At 57.6% G+C, this 13,754-nt stretch carries 10 protein-coding genes; all 10 read right to left on the reverse strand.

The features are described from left to right. Window positions 1-535: 535 nt before the first annotated feature. The gene (urtD, locus tag BLQ85_RS23425) at window positions 536-1,420 is read right to left on the reverse strand and encodes an urea ABC transporter ATP-binding protein UrtD (protein WP_074580378.1); all 885 of its coding nucleotides are present in this window, start codon (window positions 1,418-1,420) and stop codon (window positions 536-538) included. After that, the gene (gene urtC / locus BLQ85_RS23430; protein ID WP_175456186.1) at window positions 1,417-2,568 is read right to left on the reverse strand and encodes an urea ABC transporter permease subunit UrtC; all 1,152 of its coding nucleotides are present in this window, start codon (window positions 2,566-2,568) and stop codon (window positions 1,417-1,419) included. The genes urtD and urtC overlap by 4 nt, the downstream gene beginning before the upstream one ends. A 2-nt stretch (window positions 2,569-2,570) precedes the next feature. Then, window positions 2,571-4,148 carry an urea ABC transporter permease subunit UrtB gene (gene urtB / locus BLQ85_RS23435; protein WP_074580379.1) on the reverse strand — a complete coding sequence of 526 codons (1,578 nt, stop codon included), beginning with the start codon at window positions 4,146-4,148 and terminating at the stop codon, window positions 2,571-2,573. A gap of 235 nt (window positions 4,149-4,383) precedes the next feature. Continuing rightward, complete coding sequence (gene urtA, locus BLQ85_RS23440) at window positions 4,384-5,649, reverse strand: urea ABC transporter substrate-binding protein (protein WP_074580380.1); 1,266 nt, start codon at window positions 5,647-5,649, stop codon at window positions 4,384-4,386. A 441-nt stretch (window positions 5,650-6,090) separates the two neighbouring features. After that, window positions 6,091-6,300, reverse strand: coding sequence for a KTSC domain-containing protein (locus BLQ85_RS25000; RefSeq protein ID WP_074580381.1), 210 nt, complete (start codon window positions 6,298-6,300; stop codon window positions 6,091-6,093). Window positions 6,301-6,322: 22 nt separating this feature from the next. Next, a complete protein-coding gene (locus BLQ85_RS23450) occupies window positions 6,323-8,104 on the reverse strand; it encodes an ATP-binding protein (RefSeq protein ID WP_074580382.1) in 1,782 nt (593 codons plus the stop codon). Then, window positions 8,097-9,281, reverse strand: coding sequence for an SIR2 family protein (locus tag BLQ85_RS23455; protein WP_074580383.1), 1,185 nt, complete (start codon window positions 9,279-9,281; stop codon window positions 8,097-8,099). The genes BLQ85_RS23450 and BLQ85_RS23455 overlap by 8 nt, the downstream gene beginning before the upstream one ends. 12 nt (window positions 9,282-9,293) lie before the next feature. After that, entirely contained in the window at window positions 9,294-9,755 is a 462-nt protein-coding gene (locus BLQ85_RS23460; protein WP_074580384.1) for a toll/interleukin-1 receptor domain-containing protein, read from the reverse strand. Continuing rightward, window positions 9,748-10,065 (reverse strand): hypothetical protein, encoded by a 318-nt coding sequence (locus tag BLQ85_RS24460; RefSeq protein ID WP_139201101.1) that lies wholly within the window; start codon window positions 10,063-10,065, stop codon window positions 9,748-9,750. Before BLQ85_RS24460 ends, BLQ85_RS23460 begins: the two co-directional genes overlap by 8 nt. Before the next feature lie 772 nt (window positions 10,066-10,837). After that, window positions 10,838-13,612 (reverse strand): type I restriction enzyme HsdR N-terminal domain-containing protein, encoded by a 2,775-nt coding sequence (locus tag BLQ85_RS23470; protein ID WP_175456187.1) that lies wholly within the window; start codon window positions 13,610-13,612, stop codon window positions 10,838-10,840. Window positions 13,613-13,754 lie beyond the last annotated feature (142 nt).

Raw genomic sequence — 13,754 nt, forward strand, 5'->3', positions numbered from 1 at the left:
GTTGCTGCGTCCCTCCGCTTCGCTGCGGGCAACCTGCGGTGCTCGGTTCAGGCGGGGTCTCGCTAAACTCGCTTCGCTCAAACAACGCGATCCCTTATCCGCCTGAACCTGCGCTCCTCGGCGCATCCACAAGGGGCAATCGGGATCGGGAGCGGGGACAAAGACAAACAAGGACACGCTGTGGCGTGTCCTTGCGGTTTTTGGTATTCGGGTTTCTGTCTTCGGCTGTTGGCTGTTCGGTCTTCCTGTACCCACCCCTTGTGGATGCGCCGAGGAGCGGAGGGCCAGACGGATCAGGGCTGGCGTTGTCTGAGCGGAGCGCAGCGCAGCGAGTTTAGCCAGACCCCGGCTGGACCGAGCACCGCAGGTTGCCCCGGAGCGAAGCGCAGGGGACGCAGCAACCAGGGTCGCCTTTCTTTTGCTTACTTTTCTTTGGCGAAGCAAAGAAAAGTGAGTTGCCGCCGGGCAACCCCGGCCAGCAAGCCTACGCAGAGGGCGAGGCGCGCAAGCCGGCGCAAGACCCGGCAAAAAGAGTTCACCTCCCAAGATAAACCTCAATTACTCTTTCATCCGCCTGCACCTGGTCAAGAGTCCCTTGCGCCAAAACCGATCCGTCACAGAGCACTGTGACGATCTCCGAAATCGTCTTGATAAAACTCATATCGTGCTCCACCACCATCAGGGAGTGCTGGCCCTTGAGCGTCAAAAACAGCTCCGCCGTGCGCGCGGTTTCCTCGTCGGTCATGCCGGCGACTGGTTCGTCCAGCAGCAGCAGTTTCGGGTCCTGCATCAGCAGCATGCCGATTTCCAGCCACTGCTTTTGCCCGTGGCTCAGGTTGCCGGCCAGGCGCCCCACGCTGTCGGCCAGGTGGATGGTGACCAGCACTTCGGCCAGGCGGTCGCTTTGGGCGGAGTCCAACCTGAAGAACATCGAGTGCTTCACGCCCTTGTTGGTCTTTAAGGCCAGTTCCAGGTTTTCAAACACGGTGAGCTGCTCGAACACCGTGGGCTTCTGGAACTTGCGGCCTATGCCCAGCTGGGCGATCTCGGCTTCCTTGTGGCGCAGCAAGTCAATCGTGCTGCCGAAAAACACCGTGCCTTCATCGGGCCGGGTCTTGCCGGTGATGATGTCCATCATGGTCGTCTTGCCTGCCCCGTTGGGGCCAATGATGCAGCGCAGCTCGCCAGGCGCGATGTCCAGGCTCAGCTTGTTGATGGCCTTGAAGCCGTCGAAGCTCACGCTCACGTCCTCAAGGTAGAGGATGCGGCCGTGGGTCACGTCGACTTCGCCTGCGGGGTGGGCCACACGGCTGCCGCTGGCGCTGCGACCGCCCGATTCGGTATTGGTTTTGCCGGCCTGCAGCGCGGCCAAGCGCTCTTCAACGCGGCGCGCGCCTTGCTCCAACAGATCGGGGGTCATTTCCCACCTCCCTTGCGCAGCTTCTTCACCAGGCCCACCACCCCGTCGGGCAGGAACAGCGTGACGCTGATAAACAGCAGGCCTAAAAAGTACAGCCAGAACTCAGGGTATGCCACGGTCAGCCAGCTCTTGGCGCCGTTGACGATAAAGGCACCGACGATCGGGCCAATCAGGCTCGCCCGCCCGCCAACGGCCGCCCAGATGGCAATTTCAATCGAGTTGGCCGGGCTCATCTCACTCGGGTTGATGATGCCGACCTGCGGCACGTACAGCGCACCGGCCACGCCGCACATCACGGCCGAGATTACCCAGATGGTGAGTTTGTAGCCCAGCGGGTTGTAGCCCGAGAACATCACCCGCGTTTCCGCGTCGCGAATCGCCTGCAGCACCCGGCCGAACTTGCTGCCCACCAGCCATTTGGCGAACAAAAAGAAGCCCAACAGCGTGAGGCCCGTCAGCACAAACAGCGTCATGCGCATGGAAGGCGTGGCCAGCGGGATGTTCAGGATGCGCTTGAAATCGGTAAAGCCGTTGTTGCCGCCAAACCCCGTCTCATTGCGGAAGAACAGCAGCATGGCCGCAAAAGTCATGGCCTGGGTGATGATGGAGAAATACACCCCCTTGATGCGCGAGCGGAACGCAAAAAAGCCAAACACAAAGGCCACCAGGCCCGGCACCGCCACAATCAAAATCAAGGTCGCCACAAAGCTGTCGCTCAAGGCCCAGTGCCAGGGCAGCGCCTTCCAGTCCAGAAAGACCATAAAGTCCGGCAAATCGCTTTTGTAATTGCCGTCCCGGCCTATCTGGCGCATCAAATACATGCCCATGGTGTAGCCGCCCAGCGCAAAGAACACACCGTGCCCCAGCGAGAGGATGCCGGTGTAGCCCCAGATCAAATCCATGGCCAGCGCGCAGATGGCGTAGCACATGATCTTGCCCAGCAACGCCACCGCATAGGTGCTCATGTGGAAAACGCTGCCCTCGGGCACCCACAGATTGAGCACGGGCGCAATGGCGCAGACGGCGATCAGCGCCATCATGAAGGCGCTCCAGCCGCCGCGCGTCAGCAGCGGGCCTTTGGCCGGGAGTTGCACGTGGGAGGCCGCGGTATTGGGCGTGGCCATGGGGGAACTGATGGGGGTGCTCATGATCAAGCTTCCGCGCTACGGCCCTTCATCGCGAAGATGCCCTGCGGCCGCTTCTGGATGAAGATGATGATGAAGACCAGCACGGCGATCTTGGCCAGCACGGCGCCCGTCCAGCCTTCGAGGAATTTGTTCAGGATGCCCAGGCCCAGCGCGGCATACACGGTGCCGGCCAGCTGGCCCACACCGCCCAGCACCACCACCATGAAGGAGTCAACGATGTAACCCTGGCCCAGGTCCGGACCCACATTGCCCACCTGGCTCAGCGCGCAGCCGGCCAGGCCCGCGATGCCGGATCCCAGCGCGAAGGCATACGTATCCACACGCGCCGTGTTGACGCCCATGCATGAAGCAATGGGCCGGTTCTGCGTCACGCCGCGCACAAACAGGCCCAGGCGCGTGCGGCTGATCAGCCAGGCCACACCCAGCAGCACCGCAATGGCAAACACAATGATGATCAGCCGGTTGTAAGGCAGCGAAAGATTGCCCAGCACCTGCACGCCGCCGCTCATCCATACCGGGTTTTCCACACCGACGTTTTGCGCGCCGAAAATGGAGCGCACCAGTTGCTGCAGCATCAGGCTGATACCCCAGGTGGCCAGCAAAGTTTCCAGCGGCCGGCCGTAGAGGAAGCGAATCACGCCGCGCTCCAGCGCCGCGCCCATCAGCGCCGAGGCCATAAAGGCCACGGGCACTGCCGCCAGCAGGTACCAGTCAAACAGGCCCGGAAAGTATTTCTGGAACACGCCCTGCACCACATAGGTGGCATAGGCGCCAATCATCATGAGCTCGCCATGGGCCATGTTGATCACGCCCATCAGGCCGTAGGTAATCGCCAGGCCCAGTGCCACCAGCAGCAAGATGCTGCCCAGGCTGATGCCGCTGAAAATCGCGCCCAGCTTGTTGCCCCATTCGAGCGAAGCCTCGACCTTGGCCAGCGCCGCCTGCAGCGCCACCTTGACGTCGGCATCGGCCTCGGTGCCCAGGCGCTCTATCAGCACGGTCTTGGTATTCGGGTTTTTGCTGCCGGCCAGCTGCGCGGCCGCCGCCAGGCGCTTGGCCTTGTCGCTGCTGCCCAACAGGATGGCGGCGCGCATCAGCTCCAGCTGGTTCTTGAGTTCAGGCACGGCCTCGGCCGCATAGGCTTTTTCGATCAGCGGCAGGCGGGCTTCGTCCGTGTCGCCACCCAGGGTCTTGATCGCATCGCGCCGCTGTTTTTCGTCCTTGGAGAACAGCTTCAAGGCCGCCAGCGCGTTGTCGATCTCGCTGCGCATCAAATTGGGGTTGATCACATCCTCGGCATCGGCCGGCAGCGGCGTCTCGGCGCCCGTGACCGGGTCATAAGCCTTGTCGTCCTTCACGACAAACACCTTGTCGCCCTTGATCTTCACCGCGTCGTCCGACAGCGCCTGGATAAAGGCCGCCGTCTTCTCATCCGCCACAGCCGCGGCCTTGGCCAAGGCCTCCACCCGCGCTTCCGTCTCGCCAATGGCCATGCCCTTGACCTCCTCGGCGGTCAAGGCATGGGCGTGGGCTGCTAAAAGGAGCGTCAGGGAGAGGGCAAAAAGGTGGCGTAGCAGCATGTGGAAAGAACCTGTAGGTTGGGCGCACACCAGCTTATCGGTGGGGCGCCCAGACTGCAACTTCCTTGTGGGCACCGGCTCTTGCTACCCATGAGCAAGAACCGGGCCGATGACACCCAAGGGTGTCAAGATTGGAAGAAGCGTAGCGAGCGGGCCAAGGTGGGTTCTGCGGCGCGGAACCGTACACCCGTACGGTGAGCACCGCAGAGCCCAGATTGGCTCGCGCAGTAGCTTCTTACTTCTTGACAGGCTCGTCGGGCTTGGAGGCATTACCCTCGATGTACGGGCTCCATGGCTTGGCCTTCACAGGACCAGGCGTCTTCCACACCACATTGAACTGGCCGTCGGCCTTGATCTCGCCGATAAACACCGACTTGTGCAGGTGGTGGTTCTTCTCGTCCATCTTCGACACGATGCCGGAAGGCGCGTTAAAGGTCTGGCCGGCCATGGCGGCGATCACCTTGTCGGTATCGGTGGACTTGGCTTTTTCAACAGCCTGCTTCCACATATTGATGCCGATATAAGTGGCTTCCATCGGGTCGTTGGTCAAAGGCTTGTCGGAGCCGGGGAGCTTCTTGGCCTTGGCATAAGCCGACCACTTCTTGATGAACTCGGTATTCGCCGGGCTCTTGATGGACTGGAAGTAGTTCCAGGCGGCCAGGTGGCCGACCAGGGGTTTGGTGTCCACGCCGCGCAGCTCTTCTTCACCGACCGAGAAGGCCACCACGGGCACGTCCTTGGCCTTGAGGCCGGCATTGCCCAGCTCTTTGTAGAAAGGCACATTCGAGTCGCCGTTGATGGTGGACACCACGGCCGTCTTGCCGCCTTGCGAGAATTTTTTCACGTCGGCCACGATGGTCTGGTAGTCGCTGTGGCCGAAGGGGGTGTATTTCTCGTCGATGTCCTTGTCGGCCACGCCCTTGCTCTTCAAATAAGCGCGCAGGATCTTGTTGGTGGTGCGGGGATACACATAGTCGGTACCCAGAAGCACCCAGCGCTTGGCGCCGCCGCCGGCCTTGCTCATGAGGTAGTCAACCGCGGGAATCGCCTGCTGGTTGGGCGCCGCACCCGTGTAGAACACGTTCTTGGACAGCTCTTCACCTTCGTACTGCACGGGGTAGAACAGCAGGCCGTTCATTTCTTCAACCACCGGCAGCACCGACTTGCGCGACACAGAGGTCCAGCAGCCAAAAATGACCGCAACCTTGTCCTGGCCCAGCAGTTGTTTGGTTTTTTCGGCGAAGAGAGGCCAGTTGGAGGCCGGGTCCACCACCACGGGCTCGAGCTTTTTGCCCATCACGCCGCCCTTGGCATTGATTTCTTCAATCGCCATCAGCACCGTGTCTTTGAGCGTGGTTTCAGAAATCGCCATGGTGCCCGACAGGCTGTGCAGCACGCCGACCTTGATCGTGTCCTGGGCAAAAGCAGGCACGGCGCCCAAAGCGGCCAGTGCGACGGCGGCGGTCATCGCCTTGAGGGTAAATCGACGTTGTTGTGTCATGGTGAATCCTCTCTCCGGTAGATAGGTATGGGACGTAGGGGTGGGAATCGCGTTTCGCTGCCCAAAAGCCAGGAAAAACAAGGCTTTAACGCAACGATGGCCTGATTCTGGGGACCGGAGATGGATTGGGGAATACGCCGGGTGGCGTATGTGGGGTGGGGGCCTGTTGCGGGAGCCGGTCGCTACGACCTCGACACGTGCTACTTTTGATTCAGAAGCACTTACGAATCAAATTGGCCTCCAGCCCCTTCCTCGCCTTGGGGTGCAGCGCCTAGAACATGCGAGACGATTGACTAGCGATAATGCAATTTTGTCGATAGTCAGCCGCATAACTACGGCTGCTGTAGGTCAGAAGCGGCGACCCTAAGGTTCAACACGATCAAGCTGGCGTCGGCAACTCACTGCCAATGCTAGGCTGCGCGACTGCCTATCCAGGAGCCTTTAGATCTCAGTATAAGAATAAGAATTCTTGATATTCCTCGCGTGATAGCTACCAACTGACGACGCGCTCCTGAGTTCATTAAAAACGTTTTCAGGGACATTGAAGTAGTCGTATGTCCGGTTCGACTTGAACTCGATGCGCAAAGTGCTCGAGTTGGGGTCATAGCCGATACGCTCAATGGTTGACGAGTCGACAAATTGCATTTCCATAGCGTCTCCTGTTTGACTAGTGTTACTTTGGCGCAGCGCTTGGATCTTGATTGCGCCATGCAGACACCAGCGCCGAGTAATCTTCCTCGCCAACCGCCTTCGACCAGCTTGCGGCGACCACTGGGTCTTTGCTGTCCGGGAAATGCCCTTCTCGCGGCAACTTGAACCTGCAACGCATCGGCAACCGAGCGGCCTCTCCAGCGATAACGGCCTCCCCGGTCCGAAGCACCGGCAAGCTATCCACGATCCCGGATATCCCTTCCGACATGGCTGACTTCACGCGACTGCGATCTGTTGCGTTATTGATCCTTAGGGCGAACAGCGTTCCGCACTGAGACAATATTGTTTCATCGATTTCGGAGGGCCTTTGGCTGACCAGCATCGCGCCGACGCCAAACTTACGTCCCTCCTTCGCGATCTTCTGCACCATGCCCTTGGCCAAGCCGACCGCGCCAGCGGACAAGTAACGGTGAGCCTCTTCTAGCACCAGCAGTACCGGCCTGTTTTTCATGCCCTCTTTGTAGTTGCGTCCCCATAAAGCTGACTCGAAAATGATGTCTAGCACGGACCCCAGCAGCAAATCCAAACGCGTTGAAGGCATACCTGAAAGGTCGAGAATGGTGATCGGCTTAGCGTGACCCAGCCAGCTCTCGATGAGTTCTGGCAAATCCTTTTTTACTTTCAAGTCGGCATCGGGTTGCCATTCGCCGGGGCTCATGAAAAAGGAAAATTGATTGTCCAATAGTCGGGACCGCATCAGGTCGAGCTGCTTTTTCATCGCACCGCCATTGCCCTTGTGTGGAGGATTCGACGCAGCGCCGGGAGGCTTGAACTTCGGTGGGCTTAAAGTCTCCGCATCCCCTTCGTCGGTGTAGGAGGGAATCGTTTTTTCCTTGTCATCCCAGTTGGCGTTGTCATACACCATCAAGTCATGCCAGATCTGCTTTAAATTGAATGGGATGGGCGTGTCCGCCGACACCCGCCCTACATCGATTCCTGGGACGGCGTTTTTTTGGATAAACGCTATCTTCTGCTCCACTATGCGATCAAAAATCAGACTCTTATTACCCTCTGAAATCGGGCCACAAAGAAAATCGATCAAATTTTCAGATGAAACGCACCAATAGGGAATATGAAGCTTGGTCTCACCGTCCTTGGGGATGACTGAAAAAACGGAAGCGATATCGCCCAGCGCCGCCGAATACTCCCCATGGATGTCGATCAGCACGATCCGCGCAGCGGGGTAGCTGGGCGCTCCATGCTCGTCCGTCACAATGGACCTGAGCAGGCTGGACACGCTGGTGGACTTACCGGAGCCCGTCGAGCCCAGCACCGCGGAGTGTCGGGTGACGAGCTTGTCCAAGTCAATGCTGACCTTTATGCTGTCCGAGCTCGAAAGCGTCCCCACGACGATTTGGCCAGAGTCCGCGCCGCCATAGATCTTTCTGAGGTCGCGCTCCACAACCAAGTGAGCCTCGTCGTTGATGCTGGGGTATTGACTGATGCCCCGCTCGAACTCGTCGCCAATCGTTTCGCCCACTAACTCGATCTTGATCCAGCGTCTATCCGTCTCATGCGTGTCGCGGATCTCGTCAACGCTAGAGGATTCGCTTGTCTCAGCGATCAGACCATACAGGTTGTTATACCCTTGGGGAATTCTGACGAAACTTCCCACTTGACCCACGCGATGAGTTTTCCCGCCAATTATCAACAAGCCGGAGCTCACCTGAGGTGCCAGTTCAACCGTCAAAGACGAGCCCGCCACGGCGCTAACGCTGCCAAGGTAGGTTGGCTCCCTATTCATCGGCGGCGACCTCAGGCGCGGGCTCTATCGCTTTGGACTTTCCGCCGCCGGACATGGCGAGGAATCGAGCCAACAGCTTGAAGTCCCCTAACAAGAACTCGCCTTCCTTCCAGTACTCCGCGCGAATCACTTCCCAATTTTTGCTGGGCGGATCGCCCAGCTTCCAGGGGGCCTTGATGCCGTTGATGATCGCGCCATCCCGGCAGTAGACGCTCATATTGGGGCAGCGCGACGCCAGCTCTGCTGCGTGGACCTCTTTTTCAAGATTTTGGTACTGCAACGCGATCAAGGCGGAGGACGGGTTGGCGGACATGCACTCACTCAGCTTGGCGGAGATATGCGCGTCGGCGAACGAGAAGCCCGAGCAGATCAGTAGGGTGTCCGGCTCCAGCAAGAAATTCTTCAAGCGCTCAAACAGCGACGAGAATGGCGCGGACTGGGTTTGGTCGTACTTGATATGCGACGGATACACCATCGTGGAGCCGGCGTCGGCGTTGCTGCGGACGATCTCGCCGCTGTCGCTCTTTGACCAGCCAATGGAGCCGTGCAGCTTCCACAGGCGCACCCAACGCTTGGGCAAGTCGTTATTTGAAATGCTGGACGGATCGAAGAACGGAACCTTGGAGCCGGAGAAGCCGTCGAAATATGGCGTCTTGACGCGCTCCATCGCCTCTTCAAAAAGCAAGTCATAGTTCGTGGTGAAAATTTCCACCGGGTGATTGCGATTGATACCGTTGATCCAAGAGATCGTATCGGAGAACGGATTCTCTCCCGCTGGCAAAGGCTTGCTGACTATTTCATAAATCAACGCGCATATTTTTTCGGACAGCGATTGGAAGCCCTTCGCGTCAAGGCCGCAGACCTTGGATTCGCCGATCACCTCGGCCAGCGCACGAATGCGTGACAGCACCAGCTCGATGTTCGAGTTCAGGATTTGCTTTTCGACCCCTTCAAACGCTTCCTTATATTCATCCTTGAGGCCCGCCCTGACCAGGTTCGTCAAGCCAGCTACATTTGGGATCAGCGGCTCGTAGGCGCCCGCCTTGCCGACGTTCACGCTCACGGGGGCGCCAGCGCCGATCAGTATTCCTATCTTTTTCCGCCCATGGGAAATGATATGTTTGAAGTCAAACATATATTGATCAGGGTTGTGAACGGTGTTTGTCAAAGCAGCCATGTTTTAGAGCCTTCAGCCGAGGCGACTCATAGCCCATAGCCCGGCAACTACAGCGCCCAACATAAGGAGGCCCTTCGTCTTGTCCGCCTTAATGCGCCCTGCAAGTTGAGCGACTTGCAACCCAAGGTTTTCCATGGTCGCCCCATTTACAACAATGCCCTGATAGTCGGAGATCCACCGAGGCAAATCAGCGGGGGTTACATTCCACATGATCGGAACGAGCTTCTTATTGCTGAAGATCGCTGCGCCTGCTTCCATTTGAACGCTGGCGGAGGCTAGAGCATCTTTGCTTGCAAGCAAGCAAACCCACTCTGACCCGCGTAATTGCTCGAATATCTTGGGTGTCCACAGTTCACCGGGATTGAGACTGAGGGAGGCAAGGAACACGGACAGGCCGCCACTTTCCAGGTGCTTCCGGACGAACTGCGCAAGCTCCTCGTCCTTCGTGCTGTAACTGATGAAAATGTCAGCCATACCGACCCTTTCCACCGCGCACCACCTTCAAAGCGGACTTGGCCATCAATGCCAGGTAGAGGCCTGTGCCTGCGATCAGCGCTCCAATTGCGTATCCCAGAAAGTGCTCAGGTACCCACCATAGCGGATACATTGGGTAAGCCTCCGATAACCCACTGTAGGGCGGCATTTTTCCGATTGATCGCGCTTGATTCAGAGCGGTCATACCTGCGCGACCAATAAGCCCGGAAACGACAGTAAGTCCGCCTACTGAGAACAGGGCTCGACCGATCATCCACACCAGTTTCGGGCGTTCGTAAATCCACTGCATCCTTGTCTCCTCTTGCGGCCATCCTACAGAGGGCGAAGCGTCAACGCCAGACTTCTTTGAACCCGCAGGGCACCGTAAAGGAAATACGGCATTATTTACGTCTTACTTTATTTAGGCAGTGCCAATCCTCCAGCCACTCAAGAAGCGTAAATCTCCTAAGCGTCGTCTATCCACCGTGTCAAACAGCTGCTCGCGCGCGCCCTGCAGGTTGGGCACACCTACACCGTGCAGCCAGGTCTGCCATTCGTGCCGGCTGGCCGTGGCATGCAGCAGGTAACACTCACCCACTACTGTTGCTCTTGGCTGCTCAAGCTTCCCAAATGTCTTCGCGCCGGTCAGAATAGCGCAGACAGCGCCTGTGGCTCTTAGTGACGTGTCAGCCTCCTACAAATAGAGGAGGTATTCGCGGGGCGCACGAGCCACCATACGTTTCCAAACACTAAAGAAGGCGAGGATATGTGGATTGCAGCGAAGGTTGAGCCAAACCGTAGTGGTCCCTCGAAGCAGGACTTCCGCCTGTATGCCCTAGCAGGTCAACCGCTCGATGTGAATATGCCAATCCAATGCCCGGTCAGTGAACGTGAGAATGGAAACTACTACATAGTAGACATCGGCATGACGCAGGGCTCGCAGAAAGCCAGCTATCCATACCTCCTCAGGAAACACACCCAACACTTGAATGCGGTTTCCATGCAAGAAGCTCTGGCGCAAGTGAGGAAGAACAGGGCCGCATAGAGGAACTGTGTGGCTTTAACCGAAGTGCCGGGTAATGTTATGGTCGACCGAATTCACGGAAGAGGCTCTCGATATCCTTTGCCACCCAGTCGGAAATCTCGGTAAGAACGGCCGACTCGCCTACGGAGGCCTTGTACGCACTTGACTGCTGAAACGGAACCGCAAGATTCGCCGTAGAGATTAGCAGGTGTCGGCCCGCGTAGCGCCCAAGTCTGACTAGTTCAGAGGTGAGCGTCTCATCAGACCAATTAAAGTCAATCTCCTCCACAAGCTCGACATCGCAATCTACTTCACTCCAACTCTGCACCGGACGCCAAGTTGCCTTTGTGCGAAATGGCTGTCCATCGGCGCCTCGTTCAAAGACTACATTCCAGCGCATCGGTAACGCTCGATACATACCAAGATTCTGCAGATGCCCAGCAAGACTCGCCTCGCAGACCTCTCGGTATCCGAACACGATTCGCCGATACTTCTCCTTGAAATACGCGACGACCGCCGCATCGTCGCGAGGGAGCTTGGATACCGGGTCCAAATAGTCCCACCACCATGCAGAAACGGAAGACCGATCCATCGATCTCAAAGACTCCACGTCTGCCAGGACTTCGTCGATGAGGAATCGCCTGTCAAAGGGGGAGCCTGCACCCTCACCGCGATGCGGCTCTAACCATCGCAATATGTCATCAAATCGATAACCGCAAATAGGACTTCTGCTTTCCGCCAACTCAAGGCGATGAAGTCTGGATAGCAGCCGCTCTTCCACATAGATGAGTCCACCCTGCAATCGCCGCCCCTGGGCGAGCTCAAGCAACGACTTCAAAGTGTGTTCAGCGCCCAAAAGCATTCCACGGTCTCGGCCCCCCTGAATATCGATGCTCGAGCCATGAAGAGCCTTGAACTCGCGTTCCCCTCCATGCGTTTGGTACTCATAGCCCGACTTGATAGGCTGGACTTGCCACGAGAGAGCGTTCATTGGCCCATCCACGGCGCCAATGAGGCGGAATCCCTCCTGACCTTGCGAACCGGAAAGCCAGCTGATGGCAGAACGCCGTAACGCGGGGAAGCAGTCGAGGAAGCAATCCAGCGACCATGCGAACTCCCGAAGGACCTCCTCGTTCGCTTCGTCGAGAGTCGTGGTTTTACTATCGGGTCCCATCGCTGCATTGAATCGAACGCATTGGAGAAGCACGTCCAGGTTACAGCGCCGCACGGCCTGCCAAATGAGGCCCGCGGTTTCCTTGTCAGGCGCAAGTGCAGCGAGGAGGATGGGGAAAAATCCATCAGTGGCTTCATCGAGCTTCTCAAGCTCCGCCTCCAAGAGAGTCCGGTTACTCAAGATTCTCCGGACCCGGAAGTAGTCCGCGAGAGCTTCATGAACTAGCTCCACGGCAGCTTGATTGCCGGCAACCGCCCCAAGAGAAACCAACTCGTCGAAGCTGCCTGCAGCAATCCCCGCAGCCTCAATAGCGTATATCGCGTCATCGGCGCGAACTGGCCCAGCTCGCGTCATCCATGCAACTACGCTCATCGCCTTCCTAAACGCAGCTACTTCTGTGCTCGGTCGGTTTCCCGATTTGCTAAGCAGTTGCATCAGCCAATCAGAAAATAGTTCCTCCGCGTGAACCGGAACACGCCCACTTTCGGAGTACCCCTTCGCGAAACGTACAAGCAACAGCGGCACGCCTGTGAGTTTTCGAAACGACGATGGCATTGAACCGAAAAAGCTGCTACACCAGCCCTCATTATTGAAGGTCAGCATTGCGACTTTCCGCTGCTCTTCCTCATTGAGTTCGCAGAGCGTTAGAACAGGCAAAACGGAGTCTACGAGTCGCTGACGCCGACCGAACACGACAACTCCCAAGCGGGGAAAGTCTTGCTGGAGCAGGCGAATTTCAGTTGAGAGCGCCGCCACGTCACCCTCAGACAGGCGCTCCATTCCGTCAAGTACGAGCCATCCTCCATCAGCGCGAAATGCTTCAACCAGGACGCTCTCTACCGCTGCAGGGCAATGAGAACGGATGCGATCCACAAGGAAGCCACGGAAGCTAACTCCGGAACGAAATGCATCTGGGAGCCAAACATGTATTGGAATTTTCCTGGTCTGCACATATCCCAGCACCAGTTCGTTCATGAGCGACGACGCAAGTGTTGACTTTCCAAACCCCGACGGGCCTTCGACAACACAGCCTCGCGGGTACCGGCTGAGTAGTTCGCCTGACAACACCACGGTCAACTGGCCAAACATAAGTCTGCGTTTAATTCCATGGTCTTTAAAAGCGTCAAGCTGCCGCTCCAGGTAGGCCGAAAGGTCTGGCCCATTGCCTGCAAGATTAGGACGTTGAATCCGGCACTTGTACGCAACCGCTGCTTCTTTCCGAAGCAGAATTTCCAACTTGGATTGAAGTGAGAGGATCTCTGCTACCTGACCGACCACCACGCGTTCGCTCGCGCCAGCGAGTTGCATTTGCCAAACCTCAATGGCTTTCCCATTCATGCAAAGGAGGAATGGCGCACCGACATTGGCTGCATAGGATTCTGCTTGTCGCTGAGCATCGGTTAGAGACTCGCCAGCCTTCTTTGCCTCCACGACTAGTAGCGCGTCAGTCTTCGACCTACCTTCGCCATTGAATATGGCGAAATCTGCCTCATGCGGGCGGCCTTTTCTTCCTTCTTGGAATATGACCGGGTGCTTGGGCGCTATGTCTTCCTTCCCATAGCCAAGCAACGCCAAGAGCGGCAGCACAAGCTGCAACTCGACAGTTGCTTCACCAGCCGCCGTAGCACCCGCCAATTTCTCCCAAGAATCGATGGTCATCGACATCTCCCCCTGCTGCCATTCTCACTGAAAGCCATACGACCTTATCTCCAAGAAGAGTATCACTGGCTGCTTTGCAGCCGTGAGATCGGCGCGACAAATTCAGCTAGGAGTCGATAGCGCGCTAGCTTGATGGCTACAC

The sequence above is a fragment of the Polaromonas sp. JS666 genome (assembly GCF_900103405.1).
Taxonomy (GTDB): Bacteria; Pseudomonadota; Gammaproteobacteria; order Burkholderiales; family Burkholderiaceae_C; genus Polaromonas.

What these genes read in the sequence shown, in the direction of transcription:
- BLQ85_RS23460 (WP_074580384.1), bottom strand. Translation starts at nt 9,755, where the DNA reads ATGGCTGACATTTTCATCAGTTACAGCACGAAGGACGAGGAGCTTGCG.
- urtC (WP_175456186.1), bottom strand. Translation starts at nt 2,568, where the DNA reads ATGAGCACCCCCATCAGTTCCCCCATGGCCACGCCCAATACCGCGGCC.
- urtD (WP_074580378.1), bottom strand. Translation starts at nt 1,420, where the DNA reads ATGACCCCCGATCTGTTGGAGCAAGGCGCGCGCCGCGTTGAAGAGCGC.
- BLQ85_RS23470 (WP_175456187.1), bottom strand. Translation starts at nt 13,612, where the DNA reads ATGACCATCGATTCTTGGGAGAAATTGGCGGGTGCTACGGCGGCTGGT.
- BLQ85_RS23450 (WP_074580382.1), bottom strand. Translation starts at nt 8,104, where the DNA reads ATGAATAGGGAGCCAACCTACCTTGGCAGCGTTAGCGCCGTGGCGGGC.
- BLQ85_RS25000 (WP_074580381.1), bottom strand. Translation starts at nt 6,300, where the DNA reads ATGGAAATGCAATTTGTCGACTCGTCAACCATTGAGCGTATCGGCTAT.
- urtB (WP_074580379.1), bottom strand. Translation starts at nt 4,148, where the DNA reads ATGCTGCTACGCCACCTTTTTGCCCTCTCCCTGACGCTCCTTTTAGCA.
- urtA (WP_074580380.1), bottom strand. Translation starts at nt 5,649, where the DNA reads ATGACACAACAACGTCGATTTACCCTCAAGGCGATGACCGCCGCCGTC.
- BLQ85_RS23455 (WP_074580383.1), bottom strand. Translation starts at nt 9,281, where the DNA reads ATGGCTGCTTTGACAAACACCGTTCACAACCCTGATCAATATATGTTT.
- BLQ85_RS24460 (WP_139201101.1), bottom strand. Translation starts at nt 10,065, where the DNA reads ATGCAGTGGATTTACGAACGCCCGAAACTGGTGTGGATGATCGGTCGA.